This is a genomic window from Plantactinospora veratri (assembly GCF_036421995.1).
Taxonomy (GTDB): domain Bacteria; phylum Actinomycetota; class Actinomycetes; order Mycobacteriales; family Micromonosporaceae; genus Plantactinospora; species Plantactinospora veratri.
In genome coordinates this window covers 344,590-361,964 of record NZ_JAZGQL010000017.1, presented here as the reverse complement: position 1 = coordinate 361,964, position 17,375 = coordinate 344,590, and the positions used below count along the sequence as shown (strand labels likewise).

Annotated in this window: 14 protein-coding genes; 8 read left to right on the top strand and 6 right to left on the bottom strand. The window is 73.0% G+C overall.

Going from position 1 to position 17,375, the window contains the following annotated elements:
• Positions 1 to 24: 24 nt before the first annotated feature.
• Positions 25 to 1,185, bottom strand: coding sequence for a carboxylate-amine ligase (locus tag V1634_RS23420; protein WP_407951835.1), 1,161 nt, complete (start codon positions 1,183 to 1,185; stop codon positions 25 to 27).
• A 347-nt stretch (positions 1,186 to 1,532) separates the two neighbouring features.
• Here V1634_RS23420 and V1634_RS23415 point away from each other — a divergent pair, with 347 nt between their 5' ends.
• Together V1634_RS23415 and V1634_RS23410 are read left to right on the top strand one after the other, a co-directional pair.
• Entirely contained in the window at positions 1,533 to 2,969 is a 1,437-nt protein-coding gene (locus V1634_RS23415) for a carbohydrate-binding protein (RefSeq protein ID WP_331210024.1), read from the top strand.
• A gap of 145 nt (positions 2,970 to 3,114) precedes the next feature.
• The gene (locus V1634_RS23410) at positions 3,115 to 4,506 is read left to right on the top strand and encodes a chitinase (RefSeq protein ID WP_331210023.1); all 1,392 of its coding nucleotides are present in this window, start codon (positions 3,115 to 3,117) and stop codon (positions 4,504 to 4,506) included.
• Between the two features lie 79 nt (positions 4,507 to 4,585).
• Here V1634_RS23410 and V1634_RS23405 read toward each other — a convergent pair whose 3' ends face one another.
• The gene (locus tag V1634_RS23405) at positions 4,586 to 5,248 is read right to left on the bottom strand and encodes a DedA family protein (protein ID WP_331210022.1); all 663 of its coding nucleotides are present in this window, start codon (positions 5,246 to 5,248) and stop codon (positions 4,586 to 4,588) included.
• 158 nt (positions 5,249 to 5,406) lie between these two features.
• Here V1634_RS23405 and V1634_RS23400 point away from each other — a divergent pair, with 158 nt between their 5' ends.
• Positions 5,407 to 7,062, top strand: coding sequence for an alpha-amylase family protein (locus V1634_RS23400; protein ID WP_331210020.1), 1,656 nt, complete (start codon positions 5,407 to 5,409; stop codon positions 7,060 to 7,062).
• A 19-nt stretch (positions 7,063 to 7,081) separates the two neighbouring features.
• On the opposite strand, the gene V1634_RS23395 is transcribed toward V1634_RS23400, so the two are convergent.
• A complete protein-coding gene (locus V1634_RS23395) occupies positions 7,082 to 7,516 on the bottom strand; it encodes a hypothetical protein (RefSeq protein ID WP_331210019.1) in 435 nt (144 codons plus the stop codon).
• The gene (locus tag V1634_RS23390; RefSeq protein ID WP_331210018.1) at positions 7,509 to 7,874 is read right to left on the bottom strand and encodes a hypothetical protein; all 366 of its coding nucleotides are present in this window, start codon (positions 7,872 to 7,874) and stop codon (positions 7,509 to 7,511) included. The genes V1634_RS23395 and V1634_RS23390 overlap by 8 nt, the downstream gene beginning before the upstream one ends.
• Positions 7,875 to 8,141: 267 nt before the next feature.
• Here V1634_RS23390 and V1634_RS23385 point away from each other — a divergent pair, with 267 nt between their 5' ends.
• The 3 genes from V1634_RS23385 to V1634_RS23375 all read left to right on the top strand — a co-directional run bounded on the left by V1634_RS23385 (position 8,142) and on the right by V1634_RS23375 (position 12,244).
• Positions 8,142 to 10,427: a HelD family protein gene (locus V1634_RS23385; protein WP_331210017.1), complete on the top strand. Its 2,286-nt coding sequence runs from the start codon at positions 8,142 to 8,144 to the stop codon at positions 10,425 to 10,427.
• A gap of 108 nt (positions 10,428 to 10,535) precedes the next feature.
• Positions 10,536 to 11,264, top strand: coding sequence for a hypothetical protein (locus V1634_RS23380; protein WP_331210016.1), 729 nt, complete (start codon positions 10,536 to 10,538; stop codon positions 11,262 to 11,264).
• 74 nt (positions 11,265 to 11,338) lie between these two features.
• The gene (locus tag V1634_RS23375; protein WP_331210015.1) at positions 11,339 to 12,244 is read left to right on the top strand and encodes a Gfo/Idh/MocA family protein; all 906 of its coding nucleotides are present in this window, start codon (positions 11,339 to 11,341) and stop codon (positions 12,242 to 12,244) included.
• Between the two features lie 130 nt (positions 12,245 to 12,374).
• On the opposite strand, the gene V1634_RS23370 is transcribed toward V1634_RS23375, so the two are convergent.
• Positions 12,375 to 13,919, bottom strand: a complete 1,545-nt coding sequence (locus tag V1634_RS23370) for a hypothetical protein (protein WP_331210014.1) — start codon at positions 13,917 to 13,919, stop codon at positions 12,375 to 12,377.
• Positions 13,904 to 14,686: an ABC transporter ATP-binding protein gene (locus tag V1634_RS23365; protein ID WP_331210013.1), complete on the bottom strand. Its 783-nt coding sequence runs from the start codon at positions 14,684 to 14,686 to the stop codon at positions 13,904 to 13,906. Before V1634_RS23365 ends, V1634_RS23370 begins: the two co-directional genes overlap by 16 nt.
• A 133-nt stretch (positions 14,687 to 14,819) precedes the next feature.
• On the opposite strand from V1634_RS23365, the gene V1634_RS23360 reads away from it, so the two are divergent.
• Together V1634_RS23360 and V1634_RS23355 are read left to right on the top strand one after the other, a co-directional pair.
• Positions 14,820 to 16,748 (top strand): sensor histidine kinase, encoded by a 1,929-nt coding sequence (locus tag V1634_RS23360; protein ID WP_331210012.1) that lies wholly within the window; start codon positions 14,820 to 14,822, stop codon positions 16,746 to 16,748.
• Positions 16,712 to 17,368 (top strand): response regulator transcription factor, encoded by a 657-nt coding sequence (locus V1634_RS23355; protein ID WP_331210011.1) that lies wholly within the window; start codon positions 16,712 to 16,714, stop codon positions 17,366 to 17,368. The genes V1634_RS23360 and V1634_RS23355 overlap by 37 nt, the downstream gene beginning before the upstream one ends.
• Positions 17,369 to 17,375: the final 7 nt, after the last annotated feature.

Sequence of the window (17,375 nt, the reverse complement as noted above, 5' to 3'; positions counted from 1 at the left end):
CCCCCGCCGACCACCACCAGCTTCTCAGCCATGTCCGGCGCTGCCCCGGGTACGCCGGACCAGGTCGTCCAGTACGTCGGAGATCTCGTGCCGCCTCGCGTAGGCGGCCCGCTGCCGGGCGGCGCCGGTGCCGTGCGCCTGCAACCGGCTCAGCAGCTCGGTGACCAGGGGCAGGTCGCCGTGACGTTCGAGGGCCGGCCGGAGCCGGTTGAAGAGTTGGCGCATCAGCTGCCAGGCGGGTCGTACGCTGCCGTCGAGCGGATCGACGCCGAGTCCTTCGAGACCGTCGTGCGCCGCCCGCCAGTGCGCGCCCACCAGCATGTGGTGCGACACCCGGGGCGCCGGCACCCCGGCCGCGATGTCGGCCAGGGCGGTGTCGACCAGGGCCCGGACCAGCGCCGCGATCAGGATCGTGTCGTCCAGGCCGGGGCAGACGTCGCCGATCCGGATCTCCACCGTCGGGTACTTCGACGACAGCCGGGCGTACCAGTAGAGCATGCCCTCGTCGAGCATCATCCCGGTGCCGATCAGGTCCTCGACCAGGCTCTCGTAGTGCGCGTGCGACTCCAGCCAGGGCGTCGGCGCCACCGACGGCCAGCGCTCCCAGAGCACCGATCGCCAGCTCGCGTAGCCGGTGTCCCGGCCCTGGTAGAACGGCGAGTTCGCGGTGGCGGCGTGCAGGATCGGCAGCGCCGGGCGGAGGTGGTTGAGCACCTGCACGGCGGTCTCCGGTTCGGGTACGCCGACGTGCACGTGCATGCCGTTGACCCCGGGCGACGGGACCAGCAACCCGAACCGCTCGATCATCTGGTCGAACCGGGGGTTCTCCACCAGCGGCGGCACCGGGCCGTCGACCGGGCCGGTGCCGACCGCGACCAGGCGTACGCCGGCCGCCTCGGCGGCGTCGGCCAGCCCGGTACGCAGCAGCCCGAGCGAGTGCCGCAGGGCGCTCAGCTCCAGGCCGGGTGGGGTGCCGATCTCGATCTGGCTGGTCTGGAACTCGCGCTGCACCTGCCCGCGCAGGTCGTCCGGCACCTCGGCCAGTACCGCCTCGACCGCGGGTGCCGCCGCGCCGGTCACCGGGTCGACGAGCAGAAACTCCTCCTCGACCCCGACCGTCAGCGGGTCCGGCCCAGCGTTCGGCAGAGGTTCCATCGGTGCGGTCAGCCCGTCGAGCATCACCATCACCATCACCGCCCGTCGTTCGATCCGAACAGCGTCGCTGGCGCGACCGGTTGTTCATTACCCTCAGTGTCGATGCCGGGAAACTCCCTGAGTGCCCAATCGCGGCATCCGCATCGGGTGACCCGGCGGTCGGTGGCCGGCGGCGGGGACCTTGGGACGGGGACCTTGGGGCGGGACCTTGGGGCGGGTCCGCACGACGGGCGTACCGGGCCGACGCATCGACAGGTGTTGACAGGTGCGGGGCGGGGACGTACAACTCCTGAGAGAGCGCTCTCTCGGCTCCGTCTCCACGTAGGGCTCCCCGTCCCGACGTGGGGCTCCCCGTCCCCTGTAGAGAGGCCCCGCACATGTTCACCATCCGGAACGCCCGGCCGGACCCTGCCGGCCGGGGCACCAGGAGACGCCTCGCGCTGCTGGTGGCCGCATCCACCCTGCTCGCGGCCGTCCTCGGCACCGCGACCGTGACCGCTCGGGCCGCCATCCCGCCCCCGGCCACCGGCTGGAGCCTGGTCTGGGGCGACGACTTCACCGGCGCGGCCAACACCCTGCCCTCGTCGGCGAACTGGATCATCGACACCGGCACCAGCTATCCCGGCGGCCCGCCGAACTGGGGCACCGGCGAGATCCAGACCTACACCAACAGCACCGCCAACGTCAGCCACGACGGCAGCGGCAACCTGCGGATCACCCCCATCCGCAGCGCCTCCGGCCAGTGGACCTCGTCCCGGATCGAGACGGTCCGCAGCAACTTCAAGCCGCCGTCGGGCGGGGTACTGGCGATCGAGGGCCGGATCCAGATGCCGAACGTGACCGGCGCGGCGGCGGCCGGCTACTGGCCGGCGTTCTGGGCGCTCGGTGCGCCGTACCGGGGGAACTACCAGAACTGGCCGGGGATCGGCGAGTTCGACGTGATGGAGAACGTCAACGGGATCAACTCGGTCTGGGGCGTACTGCACTGCGGCGTCGCGCCCGGCGGGCCGTGCAACGAGTTCAACGGCATCGGCGCCCAGCGGGCCTGCCCCGGCTCGACCTGCCAGGCGGCGTTCCACACCTACCGGTTCGAGTGGGACGCCTCGGTCAGCCCCCAGCAACTGCGCTGGTACGTCGACGGCCAGCACTACCACACCGTCACGCAGTCCCAGGTCGGCTCGTACTGGTCGCAGATGACCGACCACGCCGGCTACTTCCTGCTGCTCAACGTCGCGATGGGCGGCTCGTTCCCGAACGGTGTGGCCGGCGGCACCACCCCCACCTCCGCGACCGTCTCCGGCCGGCCGATGCTGGTCGACTACGTCGCGGTGTACAGCCGGGGCGGTGGCACCAACCCGACCAATCCGCCGACGACTCCGCCGCCGACCACGCCGCCGCCCGGTGGCACCGTGAGCGCGTACTCGACGATCCAGGCCGAGGCGCACAGCGGGCAGCAGGGCGTCGGCGTCGAGGCGTGCAGCGAGGGCGGCCAGAACATCGCCTGGCTGGCCAACGGCGACTGGGTGCGCTACGACCGGGTCGACTTCGGCTCGACGCCGCCCCGGGACTTCGTGGCCCGGCTCGCCTCCGGCGCCGGTGGCGGGGTGAGCGGCCTGGTGCAGGTCCGGGTGGACAGCCCGACCGGTCCGGTGCTGGGCAGCCTCGCCGTCGGCAACACCGGCGGCTGGCAGAGCTGGCAGTCGATTCCCGGCAACGTCTCGGCGGTGACCGGGGTACGCACGGTCTACCTGACCTTCAGCAGCGGCCAGCCGGCGGACTTCGCCAACCTCAACTGGTTCACCTTCCGCCGCTGAGCTGTGGTGTAAGGAAGGGCCCCCGCTACAACAAAAAGCGATAACGGGGGGCCCTTCCTTACACCCCTTGCGTAAACAGTTAACCTTCCTAATAATTGGCGGACAGTCGATGGCTGTGGATGCCCGACGCTCGGTGGAGGACCACATGAGACGCCGCAGAAGCCTTGTCCTGTCCGTAGTCGCCGGCCTCGTGGCAGCGGTCGGCGTCGCCTGGGGGGCGCTGCCGGCGTACGCCGCCGGGCCGACCGCGACCTTCGTCAAGACCGCCGACTGGGGCTCCGGCTGGGAGGGGAGGTACACCATCACCAACGGCGGCACCAGCGCCATCAACGGCTGGTCGGTCGCCTTCGACCTGCCCGCCGGCACCACGATGGGCAGCTACTGGGACGCCCTGCTGACCTCCTCGGGCCAGCGGCACACCTTCACCAACCGGTCCTGGAACGGCAGCGTCGCGCCCGGCGCCTCGGTGTCGTTCGGCTTCCTCGCCACCGGCTCCGGCAGCCCCGCCAACTGCACCCTCAACGGCGCGACCTGTGGCGGCGGCACCACCCCGACCACCCCGCCGACCACCCGCCCGCCGACGACCCCGCCCACCACCGCCCCACCGACCAACCCGCCGACGGACCCGCCCGCCACCGGGCTGCCCAAGCACTTCCTGACCGGCTACTGGCACAACTTCGACAACCCGGCGGTCGAGCTGCGGCTGCGGGACGTGCCCGCCGAGTACGACCTGATCGCCGTCGCCTTCGCCGAAGCCACCAGCACCCCCGGCGCGGTCACCTTCGGCATCGACCCGGGGCTGTCGGCCTCGGTCGGCGGCTACACCAACGCCGACTTCACCGCCGACGTGCGGACCGTCAAGGCGCGGGGCAAGAAGGTGATCCTCTCGGTCGGCGGCGAGACCGGCCGGGTCGCCGTCAACGACGCGGCCTCGGCGACCAACTTCAGCAACAGCGTCTACGACCTGATCCAGCAGTACGGCTTCGACGGGGTCGACATCGACCTGGAGAACGGGCTCAACCCGACGTACATGGCACAGGCGCTGCGCTCACTGCGCAGCCGGGTCGGGTCGGGTCTGATCATCACGATGGCACCGCAGACCATCGACATGCAGTCGCCGTCGGTGTCGTACTTCAAGCTGGCCCTCGACATCCGCGACATCCTCACCGTCGTGCACACCCAGTTCTACAACTCCGGTTCGATGCTCGGCTGCGACCAGTCCTTCGCGTACTCCCAGGGCACGGTGAACTTCATGACGGCGCTGGCCTGCCTGCAACTCGAAGCCGGACTCCGCCCCGACCAGGTGGCGCTCGGGCTGCCCGCCGGTCCCGGCGCGGCCGGCGGTGGCATCGTCGCGCCGAGCCTGGTCAACCAGGCGCTGGACTGCCTGGCCAAGGGAACGGGCTGCGGCAGCTTCCGCCCGCCGCGAACCTATCCGGGGATCCGGGGCGCGATGACCTGGTCGATCAACTGGGACGTCGCCAACGGCAACACCTTCGCCCGGACCGTCCGGCCGCACCTGAACACGCTGCCCTGACCGGTGGCGCCGTCGGGCGGGTGCGGTCGCAGACCGCGTGCCGGGCCAGCGAACCCGGCGGTGCACCGGTGCCGGGTCGTCAGCGGATGCTGGCGGCCTGGCGCCGGTGCGAGCGCCGACGCAGCTTCTTCACCACCCACAGCCCGATCATGACCGCGAAGATGGCCAGCAGCGCGTAGTCGAAGTAGCTGGCGTACCTGTCGATCTGTTGCCACCGGGACCCGAGGCCGTAGCCGAGGCCGACGAAGATCGCGTTCCAGAGACCGCTGCCCAGCGTGGTCAGTACCAGGAACCGGCCCACCGGCATCCGGTCCGCGCCGGCCGGGATCGAGACCAGGCTGCGGAACACCGGAATCATCCGCCCGAAGAAGACCGCCCACGAGCCGTACCGCTCGAACCAGCGGTCGGCCCGGTCCAGGTCGTCGGTGTCGACCAGCGGAATCCGGTCCAGCCAGCGCTTGAGCCGGTCCTCGCCCAGCGCGGCACCGAGCCAGTAGAGCAGCATCGCGCCGAGCACCGATCCGGCGGTGGCGGAGAGCGCCACCAGGACCACGTTCATCCGGCCCTCGCCGGCCAGGTAGCCGGCCATCGCCAGCACCAGTTCGCTCGGCACCGGCGGGATGATGTTCTCCAGCGCGACCAGCAGCCCCACCCCGGGTACGCCCATCGCGTCGATCACCCCGGCAATCCAGCCGGTCAGCCCGCCGAGTTGTGTCGGGTCCACGTCCTGGGCGAGGGCCACGGCGTACCCACTCCTTCGTCGGCTCGTACGTCGGCTCGGGGAAGCCCGGGAGAAGAGGTCTGGGTACCCCGAGATCCGCCCGGTTACACGCGCCGCCGCGGCGGTCCGGCACACCGATCCGGTTTGCCGAGGTGGCGGATCGGAAATGACCTTCGGTTATGACGGACCGGTGGTACGCGGAGGCGGTCGTCTACTGCCTCGACATCGACACGTACGCCGACTCGGACGGCGACGGGGTCGGCGACATCAGGGGCCTGATCGGTCGCCTCGACTATCTGGCCCGGCTCGGGGTGACCTGCCTCTGGTTGCACCCGATCCATCCCTCGACCCAGCGCGACGACGGCTACGACGCCACCGACTTCTACGGCGTCGATCCCCGGCTCGGCACCCTTGGCGACTTCGCGGAGCTGCTGCACCAGGCCGCGAACCGGGGCATCAAGATCATCATCGACCTCGTCGTCAACCACACCTCGGACCAGCACCCGTGGTTCGTCTCCGCCCGTTCCTCGCCCGACTCGCCGTACCGGGACTGGTACATCTGGTCCGACGAGGCGCCACCGGACCGGCGCCAGGGCATGGTCTTCCCCGGCGAGCAGGACGAGACCTGGAGCTACGACCGGACCGCGAAGGCGTGGTTCTACCACCGTTTCTACCGCTTCCAGCCGGACCTCAACTTCGGCAACCCGGCGGTACGGGCCGAGGTCAAGAAGATCATGTCGTTCTGGCTCCAGCTCGGGGTGGCCGGATTCCGGATCGACGCGGCGCCGTTCATCATCGAGCTGACCGAGCCCGGCAACCCGGACTCGCCCAAGGACTTCGAGTTCCTGACCGAGCTGCGCCAGCACGTCCAGTGGCGGCGGGCCGACGCGCTGCTGCTGGCCGAGGCGAACGTGCAGCCGGCGCAGCTCGTCGACTACTTCGGCGACAGCGGCGGCTCCGCCAACCGGCTGCACATGCTCTTCGACTTCATGCTGAACGGCCGGCTGATGCTCGCGCTGGCCCGGCAGGACCCGGAGCCGATCGTCGACGCGCTGCGGGACACCCCGGCGCTGCCGGCCGGTGCCCAGTGGGCCACCTTCCTGCGTAACCACGACGAGATCGACCTCTCCCGGCTCACCGCCGAGCAGCGGGCCCAGGTCTACGAGCAGTTCGGCCCGGACGAGAACATGCGGATCTACGACCGGGGCATCCGCCGCCGGCTCGCCCCGATGCTCGGCAACGAGCGGCGCCGGATCGAGCTGGCGTACGCCCTCCAGTTCTCGCTGCGCGGCACGCCGGTGCTGCGCTACGGCGAGGAGATCGGGATGGGGGAGGACCTGTCGCTGCCGGGTCGGGAGTCGATCCGTACCCCGATGCAGTGGTCCGGGAAGCCCAACGCCGGCTTCTCCAGCGCCCCCGCCGACAAGCTGGTCCGGCCGGTGATCGACAGCGGGGAGTTCGGCTACGAGCAGGTCAACGTCACCGCGCAACGGCACGACCCGAAGTCCCTGCTGGGCTGGTTCGAGCGCATGATCCGGACCCTGCGGGAGGCGCCAGAGGTCGGCTCCGGCTCCTGCACCCACGTCGACCAGGAGATGCCGCACGGGGTGCTCGCGCACCGCGCCGACGGCCCGACCGGCTGCATGCTCTTCCTGCACAACCTCGGTACCCGGCCGGCCGTGGTCAACCTGGGCGCGCTCTTTCCCGAGGCGGACATGCCGATCGACGTACTCGCCGACCGGGAGTACCCGCCGGTGGGCAAGCTCGACGCGCTGGAGCTGGCCGGGTACGGCTACCGCTGGATCCGGCTGTACCGCTCGGACCTGGTCGAGTGACCCGGTCCCGGCCGGCGGCTCAGGCGGGTCGGGTGCGGCGCAGCCAGAGCAGGCCGAGCACCGGGAGCACCAGCGGGATGTAGCCGTAGCCGCCGCCGAAGTCCGACCAGACGGTGTCGTCCGGGAAGAGCGCCGGGTCGAGCAGGCTCAACGCCCCGACGCTGAGCACCCCGACGAGTTCGACGGTGCAGCAGACCAGCGCGGTGCGGCGCCCGACCCGGTCGCCCCGGGCCAGCCCGACGGTCGCCACGATGTAGATCACCGCGGCGAGCGCGGAGAGCAGGTACGCGACCGGCGCCTCGTCGAACTTGGTGATGATCTGCACCCCGGCCCGGCAGCTCGCGGCGATCGCGAAGAGGATGTAGACGGCGACCAGCGCCCGCCCCGGACCGCTGTTGATCCGCCTGCGCGGTGTGCCGGAGGTCGTCGGCTCCGTGGTCACCGGCTCAGCCACCGGGGAGCTGCCAGGTCTGTTGCAGGCGTACCACGACGACCGGGATCACCAGGCAGACGACGGTGACGATCACCGAGCCCCAGCGGGTCGGTTCCATCCGGGCCAGCACGCCGGCCAGCGGCGGCAGGCAGACCAGGGTGATCAGGTAACCGGCGAAGGTGCCGGCCTCGGCGGGCTGCTCGCCGCCGACCCAGGCGACCACCGCCGCGGCGGCGAGCGCCAGCAGCACCAGCTCCAGCACGGCCAGGCCGGCGAGGTGCGAGACGTCCGGCGGCCGGTTGCGCATGGTCGTCACCAGGCTCCAGCCGGCGAGTACGAGCGACAGCACGATCGAGGACGCGACCAGGAAGTCGTTCATCGGCCGGCCCTGGGGTGGCCGCCGACGCGAGACAGCAGCGCGGCGGCGCGGGACCGGTGTCGGCTCACCGCCGCAGTCTACTAACCGGCGTAGTAGCGCCGGAGGCTGGGGCGGGTGCACACGCCGATCGCCTATCCGATCTCCCCGGGCCACTCTCATGATATCGGCGTGGCAAGCCACTTCGCGTCGGCGCGAATGATGATTTCTCAGCCCTGAACCGTACATATGCTCGCCGGAAGCCATGCTTGGACTTCCCGGGGGAGCACTGTGTCCGACGCCCGAACGCAGGAGATCGCTGTCGAACAACAGGTCGTCGACCGGGTCTACGCACGGCTCGACGTGCTGCGGAAGCAGGCCGCCGACCTCGCCGACGAGGGTAGGCAGCGGGCGGCCGCCGGCCCGCTCGCCGGGTTGGTGGAGCGCGACGCCATGGTCCACCGGGCCGCCACCCGGTTGCGGGCGCTCGACGCCGAGGCGGAGGGCCTGGTCTTCGGCCGGCTCGACTTCGACGACGGCGAGACCTACCGGATCGGGCGGCTGGGCGTCCGCGAGGGCACCGAACCGCTCCTGATCGACTGGCGGGCGCCGGCCGCCGCGCCCTTCTACCGGGCCACCCCGGGAGAGCCGCTCGGCGTGGTACGCCGCCGGGTCATCATCTGCCGGGGACCGGAGGTCGTCGACCTCGACGACGACGTGTTGTCCCCGGACGACGCCGGCAACCTCCGGGTACTCGGCGAGGGTGCGCTGCTGGCCGCGCTGCGCCGCTCCCGTGGCCCGCACATGCGCGACATCGTCACCACGATCCAGCGGGAACAGGACGAGGCGATCCGGGCGCCCGCCCGGGACGTGACGCTGATCACCGGCGGGCCGGGGACCGGCAAGACGCAGGTCGCCCTGCACCGGGCGGCGTACCTGCTCTACACCGACCGGGGCCGGTTCACCGACGGCCGCATCCTGGTGGTCGGCCCCTCGACCGTCTTCACCACCTACATCGGCCGGGTCCTGCCCTCCCTGGGTGAGGAGAGCGTGCGGCTGCGTGCCATCGGCGAACTCGTCGACGGTGTGACCGCCACCCGCCGGGACCGGGCGGAAGTCGCCCGGATCAAGGGCAGCGAGCGGATCCGGGACGTGCTGACCGAGCTGATCTGGCAGACGCCGCCGACGGCGCCGGACCGGCTCCGACTCGTCTACGCCGGGCAGGTGCTCACCCTGGACGGAGCCGACCTGCCGGTGGCCCGCCGTCGGGTACGCGACCGGTGCGAGGCGGCCGACACGCTGCCGAACGCCGCCCGGCCGGCCGCCGCAGCGATTCTGCTGGACGCCCTCTGGAGCAGGGTCGACGGCGGGCATCTCGACCGGCAGCTCTTCACCGAGGAGGTCGGCGACCGGGGCGAGTTCCGCCGGTTCCTGCACGCATGGTGGCCGGTGCTGACCCCGACGGCCGTACTCCGCTGGCTCGCCGACCCCGCCCGGGTGGTCGGTCTGGACGACCGGGCCGCCGAGCTGCTCGCCGGCTCCTACCGGCGCCGGCCCGACGACTGGTCCGTGGACGACGTGCCGCTCCTCGACGAGCTGACCCAACTGCTCGGCGAGCCGCCCGCCGCACCGAGGACCCCGGAACCCGAGTGGCGGCTGCGCGAGCTGACCACCGGTACCCGGGTCGTGCACTCCTTCGTGCTCGGCACCGGACTGCGCGACGGTTGGGAGCTGTACGCGCCGGGGCACCCGACCCCGATCGCCCTCGCCGGACCGGGGATCGACAACGACGCGGTCGCCGCCGCCCAGCGCTGGGCCGAGGCCGTCATCCTCCGGGAAGGGCACCGGGTGGTCGGCTGGACCGACGGGTACGACCCGCACGGCGAGGAGGGCTACGTGCCGGTGCTCGCCGAGCCGCTGCCGGTGCCGGAGCCCGAGGAGGAATCGTCGGGCGACGACCCCTACCTGCACGTGATCCTCGACGAGGCGCAGGACCTGTCGCCGATGGAGTGCCGGATGATCGCCCGGCGCGCCGAGTACGCCTCGATGACGGTCGTCGGCGATCTCGGGCAGGCGACCCACCCGCTGGCGGTCGACTCGTGGCCCGCACTGTTCGCCCGGCTCGCCAAGCGCGAGGTCCGGACGCTGGAACTGAACACCGGATACCGGGTACCGCAGGTCATCGCGGAGTACGCGGCCCGGGTCCTCGCTCCCGGCATCGCGCCGACCCGGTCGTACCGGCCGGGCGGGACGCTGTCGGTGCGGCAGGTCGACGATCTCCACGCGGCGGTCCGGGTGGCGGCCCGGCAGGCCCCGCCCGACACGACGGTCGCGGTCATCGCCGCCGACGACACGGCCGACGAACTCACCGGACTCGTCGACGCCCCCGGCGTGGCCGTCGTGCCGGCCAGTCTCTGCAAGGGACTGGAGTACGACCACGTGGTCGTGGTGGAGCCGGCCGACATCGTGGCCGCCGAACCCCGCGGTCTCAACCGGCTCTACGTCGTGCTGACCCGGGCCGTCGCGGGCCTGGTCGTGCTGCACCGCAAGCCGCTGCCCGAGGCCCTGCGCGAGTGACGTCGACCGTGGCGACAGGCCAGGGGCGCCGGGCGATCATGACCGGACCATCAGCACCTTCTATGATTGGCGCCACCCCGACCGCCACCTCACCGGGAGTGCCACCGCGTGGACCTGTCCGGCATCGACGCGCTCTCCGCGCTGCTGATCGCCGGTGGTGTGGTGCTGTTCTCCCTCCTCGTCCTCGCCGTGGTGGCGGACCGGCCGAGGACACCGCGACCCGACCCGGAGCGGCTGCGCGCCGCCGCCGAGGAGCTGGAGGCGTACGCGGTGGCGACCCAGACCGACGCCGGTCGGGCCGCCGCGATCGCCGCCGCCGCCCGGGTGGCGCTGGCCGAGGCGGAACGGCACCGGGACGAGGCGTGGGCCTACCAGGAGGCGGCCGAGCGGGAGTACGACCGGGTCTGGCAGTCGGTACTCGCCGGCCGGGAGGCGGCGGCCAGGGCACCGGTCGCCGACACCGGATCCGATCCGGAGCGGGACCGCGCGGTGGGCCGGGCGGCGTTGGCGGCGTACCGGCGCGGGGATCTGTCGCTGCCGCAACTTCGTGAGGTGTTCCGGCGTACCGGAAACTGGGACCCGGCACAGGAGGAGCGGGAGCGGCTGCTCGACCTCGCCCGGATGCGGCTGGCCGAGGCGCGCCGGGTGTACGACCGGACCGCCGCGCTGGCCCGGCGTGCCGAGCAGGAAGCCCGGAGCACCGAGGCGGAAGCCTGGGAACTCCTCTCCGAGGCGAACCGGTCGGTGGCCGAGGCCCGGGAGGCGTACCACACCGTCCAGCGGTTCGAGCAGCGGCGCGGCCGGGTCCGGCGGCGGCGTCGACGGCGGACCGGCTAGGTCGGCCGGCTGCGTCCCGGTCCGGTGTGTTAGGAAGAATTCCCTGCTCAAAGCGGCGCGAAGAGGGGATTCCCGTGCTCACGTTCGGACTGTTCGGCACCGGTCACTGGGCGGCGGAGGTGCACGCGGCCGCGCTCGCCGGGCATCCCCGGGCCCGCCTCGCCGGAGTCTGGGGCCGGGACCCGGCCAAGGCCGAGGCGCTGGCCGACCGCTACGGCGTGCCGGCCTACTCCGACGCCGACGCGCTGATCGAGGCGGTGCAGGCGGTCTCGGTGGCGCTGCCGCCGGACGTACAGGCCGATCTGGCGGTGCGGGCCGCCACCGCCGGCCGGCACCTGCTGCTGGACAAGCCGCTGGCGCTGAGCCTGCCGGACGCCGACCGGGTGGTCTCGGCCGCCGCGCAGAGCGGGATCGCCTCGGTGGTCTTCTTCACCAACCGCTTCCAGCCGGCCATCTCCACCTTCCTGGCCAGCGCGGCGGCCACCGGAGGCTGGCAGAGCGCCCGGGGCGTGATGTACGCGTCGATCTTCCAGCCCGGCAACCCGTACGGCGGATCGGCCTGGCGGCGCACCGAGGGCGCGCTCTGGGACGTCGGCCCGCACGCGCTCTCGCTGGTCCTGCCGGTGCTCGGCGAGGTGACCCAGGTGGCCGCGATGAGCGGGCCCCGGGACAGCGTGCACCTGACGCTGGCGCACGGCGAGACCGCGACCAGCACCCTGTCGCTGGCCCTGGACGCCCCGCCCGCCTCGACCACCGTCGAGTTCGCCTTCTACGGCGACGACGGCATCGCGGTGGTGCCGGAGCGGGACAGCACCGCCGTCGACGCGCTCCGGCTGGCGATCGAGCAACTCTCGACCGAGGTCGACAGCGGCACCCGTGACCACCAGTGCGACGTGCGGTTCGGCCGGGACGTGGTGTCGGTGCTCGCCGCCGCGCAGACCGCCCGCGAGCAGCGCCGCACCGTCACCCTGCCGTCCTGATTCCGGGAGCTGACGTTCTCCGCCGCCGGGCCGGGCGCCGGCCGGCGGCGGAGCCGGTCGGTCGCGACCCGTCCGGCGGGGTCGGGCCGCCCCGTGACGGCCCGACCCCGGGGAGTGCGGCGGGTGGGTCTCAGGCCGCGCCGAGCCGGGCCAGCAGCTCCGGGCCGCGTGCCGCCAGCCGCCGGTGGGCGAACCGCCCCAGCACCCAGGCGAGGAGCAGCCCGCTGAGCACCCCGACCGGGGTGGCGGACCAGAGCATCGCCGGATCACCGGCCCGGGTGCCCAGGTAGAGCAGCCAGACGGTCGGTGCGGCGACCACCGCGAGCAGCCCGAGCATCAGCCAGACCAGGCCGCCGACCGCACCGCCGTCCTCGCCCGGGTTGCCGCCCCGGCGGTGCGGGTCCGCCATCCGGACCGGCACCAGCACCGAGACCAGCACCACCAGTCCGGAGCCGCCGCCGAGCACCACCGGCAGCAGCCCGGCCACCCAGGGCAGGGTCCACCAGTGCACGGCGCCGACCAGGCCGGCGAGGGTGAGTAGTACGGCCGGCGGCGCGACGACGAGCAGCCAGGCGACCTGCCGGGCGCGTACGTCTGCCCGCTCCGACCCGGGCGCCATCAGGGTCATCCAGAGGGCGGTGCCGTCGGAGCTGTACAGGTGTGCCGAGCAGGAGACCACCATGATCGCCACCACCAGCCCGGCCAGCGGCAACATGTCGCTGATCCGGATCACCAGCGGCAGCAGGACGTAGACCAGCCCGTAGGCCAGGGCGAAGCTGAGGTAGTGGATCCGCACCAGATCCCGCCACCAGGTACGCAGCTCCTTGCCGAGTACGGCGTGGAACGCGGAGCCCGGCGGCCGGGTCGCCGTACGCCGGGCCACCCTGGAGACCGGTGCGGCGGCGGGCCGGTCCAGTAGCCGGGCCCAGGCGGCCAGCACCAGCGCGGCGAGTACGGCCAGCCCGGCGAGGGCGGCGGCGACCAGTGCCCAGTCGCCCCGGTGCGCCGACTCGACCGCGACGACCGGCCAGCCGGACGGCAGGATCCGCAGTGCCCGGGCGGCGGCGGACGGGAGCCCGTCGGCGAACGGCCGGGCGCTGCCGCCCAGCGCGACGAAGACGACCCAGCACTGCGCCATCACGGCGGTGATCACCGCCCAGGGCAGTGCGCTCAGTGCGGCACTCGGCCGGTTGCCCAGTACCGCGCCGAGGGTCGCCACCACCAGGCGGGCGAGCGCCACCAGCAGGAGTACCAGCAGGAGCGCGGCCGGCACGCCGACCAGCGCCGGTACGACGCCGAGCCGGGCCCCGTACGCCACCAGGGCGGTGAAGGAGATCAGGGTGACGGCCGGACCGACTCCGGTCAGCGCGGCGCCGTACAGCCCGAGGAGCAGGTCGCGGCGGCGTACCGGAAGCAGCGTCAGGTGTTCCCGGCGGATGCCCAGGTCCCCGCCGCCGCCCAGGGCCGGCCCGGCCAGCCAGCCGACCAGCGCGCCGGCCAGGGCGAGGGTGAGCAGGTCGCCGGCCCGGGCCGGGGTGCCCCGGGTGGCGAGCCAGATCATGCCGACCGCCCCGGCCAGACCGCAGAGCGCCCCGAACCCGACGTTGTAGCCCTGGGTGCCGTGCAGTGACCGGCGCAGCAGCGTGAGCCGCAGATCGATCAGGACGCCAACCACGACAGCTCCTCCCCGCTCGGCACCGGGGCGCCGACCAGCTCGACGAACGTCTCTTCCAGGCTCCGGCCGCCCCGGACCTCGGCGAGCGGCCCGGCCGCGACCACCCGACCCCGGTCCATCACCCCGACGGAGTCGCAGACCTGCTCCACCAGCGGCATCACGTGGCTGGAGAGCACCACCGAGCCGCCACCGGCGACGAACCGGCGCAGGATGGCCCGGATGGTCGCCGCCGAGACCGGGTCGACCGCCTCGAACGGCTCGTCCAGCACGAGCAGCCGGGGTGCGTGCAGCAGCGCGGTGGCCAGGCCGATCTTCTTGCGCATCCCGGCCGAGTAGCCGAGCACCAGGGTCCGCTCGGCCCGTTCCAGGTCGAGTACCCGCAGCAGCTCGTCGATCCGCCCGGCCAGCACGTCGGCCGACATGCCCCGGAGCCGCCCGAAGTAGCCGAGCAGTTCCCGGCCGGTGAGCCGCTCCGGGAAGGCCAGGCCGTCCGGGAGTACCCCGACCTGGCGCTTGGCCTCGATCGGGTCCCGCCAGACGTCCACGCCGAAGATCTCGGCACTGCCCGCGTCCGGGCGGAGCAGCCCGACCGCCATCGACAGGCTGGTGGTCTTGCCGGCACCGTTCGGGCCGACCAGGCCGAAGAAGGAGCCGGCCGGCACGGTCAGCTCGACGGAATCGACGGCGGCGGTGTCGCCGAACCGTTTGGTCAGCCCGGTGAGCCGCAGTGCGGCGGGCCGGGCTGCCGGCGACGCGTTGTTGTTCATGGCATGAACGGTAGGAATTTCCGATCATCGCCGGAATGGGGCCGGGTGCCGGGCGGGGGTGTAGCTAACCCCACCCCCGGCCGGCGCCTTCCGGTACTGCCGTCAACGGCCGGGAGCGGCCAGACTTGACCGCATGAGAACCGGAGCGGTACGCGCCGCCGGGCTGGCCCTGTTGCACGGGGTGGCGCTGGCCGGGCTGGGCCTGGCCGGGGCGCTGTCGCTCCTGGTACACGTGATCTTCTTCGTGCCGGGATTCGGGCTCGGCCTGCTCTTCCTGCTGCCGCTGCCGATCCTGGCCGGGCGGCACCTGACCAACCTGGTCCGGCGGCTGGCCGGCGCCGGCTCCGAGCCGGTCGGCTCGCCGTACCGGCCCCGTCCGGCGCCGCCGCGGCCGGAGGCGGACGGGCGCTACCCGCACGACAACCGGCTCTACCGGCGGCCCTGGATCCCGGCGTTCCTCCGCCTGCTGGACTGGCTGCTCGGCGATCCGGCCAGCTACCGCGATCTCGGCTGGATGGTCACCAGTCCGCTGGTCGGGCCACTGCTCGGCGGCCTGCCGGTCGCGCTGATCGGCGCCGGTGGCTGGTACGCGGCCAGCAACGCCGGCCGGCACTGGTGGGCGGTACCGGCCGGACTCGCCCTCGCCGTCGCCGGACTGGCGCTCGCCCCGTGGCTGCGTACCCTGCACGTGCGGTGGACCCGCTGGTGGCTCGCGCCGACGCAGCGGCAGCCCGGCCGCCTCCGGGTGTGGTACGGCCGGCAACTCCTGCTGCTGCTCCGGCTGCTCTGCCTGCTCGGACTGAGCCTGCTCGCCCTGCCGCTGGCCGCGATCTCCGCCGTCGCCCTGGTGCTGACCTACGGGCTCGGCGTCGTGCCGGTGCTGCCACCGGTGATCGAGAACATCCGTCCGCTGTCGGAACTGCGCCGACGGCTGGCCGGGCAGTGGAGCGGGCTGGCCGTGGACTCGCCGTACCTGCCCCGGCCGGCGGTGCCGGACCCTCGCCCGGACGGCCGCTACCAGGTCGGCAACAACCTCTACCAGACCGAGCGGTGGGCGGCGTACGGCCTGCGGTGGCGCTGGCTCACCCGGGACCCGGCGAGCTGGCGGGACTTCGGCTGGCTGCTGCTCGACCCGGTCGTCGGCGGGCTGTCCCTGGCCGCCCCGCTGGCCGCGATCGGCTACGGGATCTTCGGACTGGCCATGCCGAGGCTGTGGATGCTGGTCGGGCTGCGGGCCGACGGCGGCACCGACTGGTACGCCTCGGTCGCCGGATCCGAGGCGGCGGCGATCCCGGTCGGGCTGGCCCTGGCCGCGCTCGGCCTGCTGGCCGCCCCGGCGATCCTCCGGCTCAACGGTCGGTGGGCCGCGCTGCTGCTCGCCCCGACCGCCAAGGCCAAGCTGGCGCTGCGGGTCCAGCAGCTCACCGAGACCCGGGCCGACGCCACCGAGACCCAGGCCGCCGAACTGCGCCGGATCGAACGCGACCTGCACGACGGCGCCCAGGCCCGGCTGGTCGCGATGGGCATCAACCTCGGCAACGTCGAATACCTGCTGGAGAAGGATCCGCAGGCCGCCCGGGCGCTGCTGGCCGAGACGCGGCAGGCGTCGGCCAAGGCGCTCACCGAGCTGCGCGACCTGGTCCGGGGCATCCATCCGCCGGTACTCGCCGAGCGTGGACTCGTCGACGCCGTCCGGGCGCTCGCCCTGGACACCCCGGTCCGGACCGACGTCACCGTCGAGCTGCCCGGCCGGCCGGAGCCGCCGATCGAGTCGGCGGTCTACTTCGCCGTGAGCGAGCTGCTCACCAACGCGGTGAAGCACGCCCGCGCCGCCCGGATCACCGTCGATCTCGGGTACGCCGACGGCCGGTTGCGGGTCGTGGTCGCCGACGACGGGCAGGGCGGCGCGGACGAGAAACGGGGCAGTGGGCTGCAGGGCATCGTCCGCCGGCTCGGTACATTCGACGGCGTCGTCGACCTGAGCAGTCCACCGGGCGGCCCGACGGCGGTGAAACTGGAGGTGCCGTGCGCGTTGTCCTCGCCGAGGACCTCTATCTCCTGAGGGACGGCCTGTCCCGGATGCTGACCGCGCACGGCTTCGACGTGGTGGCAGCGGTGGAGACCGGTCCGGAGCTGCTGGCGGCGCTGCTGGAGCTGCGCCCCGAAGTCGCCGTGGTGGACGTACGCCTGCCGCCGACCCAGACCGACGAGGGGCTCCAGGCGGCACTGGCGGCCCGCCGCGAGGTGCCCGGACTGCCGGTACTGGTCCTCTCCCAGCACGTCGAGCAGCTCTACGCCCGGGAGCTGCTCGCCGACGGCACCGGCGGGGTCGGCTACCTGCTCAAGGACCGGGTCTTCAACGCGGAGCAGTTCGTCGACGCGGTACGCCGGGTGGCCGGCGGCGGCATGGCGATGGACCCGGACGTGATCGCCAAACTGGTCGCCCGGAGCAGCCGGGACGCCCCGATGGCCCGGCTGACGCCCCGGGAGCGGGAGGTGCTGGAGCTGATGGCCGAGGGGCGCTCCAACAGCGCCATCGGGCAGCGGCTGTTCCTCAGCGAGAGCGCGGTCGGCAAGCACACCGCCAGCATCTTCGGCAAGCTCGACCTGACGCAGTCGGACGACGACAACCGCCGGGTGCTGGCCGTGCTGGCGTACCTGAACGGCGCTGCCGGCGGCTGACGCCGGC

What these genes read in the sequence shown, in the direction of transcription:
- V1634_RS23390 (WP_331210018.1), bottom strand. Translation starts at nt 7,874, where the DNA reads ATGAACGACTTCCTGGTCGCGTCCTCGATCGTGCTGTCGCTCGTACTC.
- V1634_RS23365 (WP_331210013.1), bottom strand. Translation starts at nt 14,686, where the DNA reads ATGAACAACAACGCGTCGCCGGCAGCCCGGCCCGCCGCACTGCGGCTC.
- V1634_RS23400 (WP_331210020.1), top strand. Translation starts at nt 5,407, where the DNA reads ATGACGGACCGGTGGTACGCGGAGGCGGTCGTCTACTGCCTCGACATC.
- V1634_RS23415 (WP_331210024.1), top strand. Translation starts at nt 1,533, where the DNA reads ATGTTCACCATCCGGAACGCCCGGCCGGACCCTGCCGGCCGGGGCACC.
- V1634_RS23420 (WP_407951835.1), bottom strand. Translation starts at nt 1,185, where the DNA reads ATGGTGATGCTCGACGGGCTGACCGCACCGATGGAACCTCTGCCGAAC.
- V1634_RS23360 (WP_331210012.1), top strand. Translation starts at nt 14,820, where the DNA reads ATGAGAACCGGAGCGGTACGCGCCGCCGGGCTGGCCCTGTTGCACGGG.
- V1634_RS23410 (WP_331210023.1), top strand. Translation starts at nt 3,115, where the DNA reads ATGAGACGCCGCAGAAGCCTTGTCCTGTCCGTAGTCGCCGGCCTCGTG.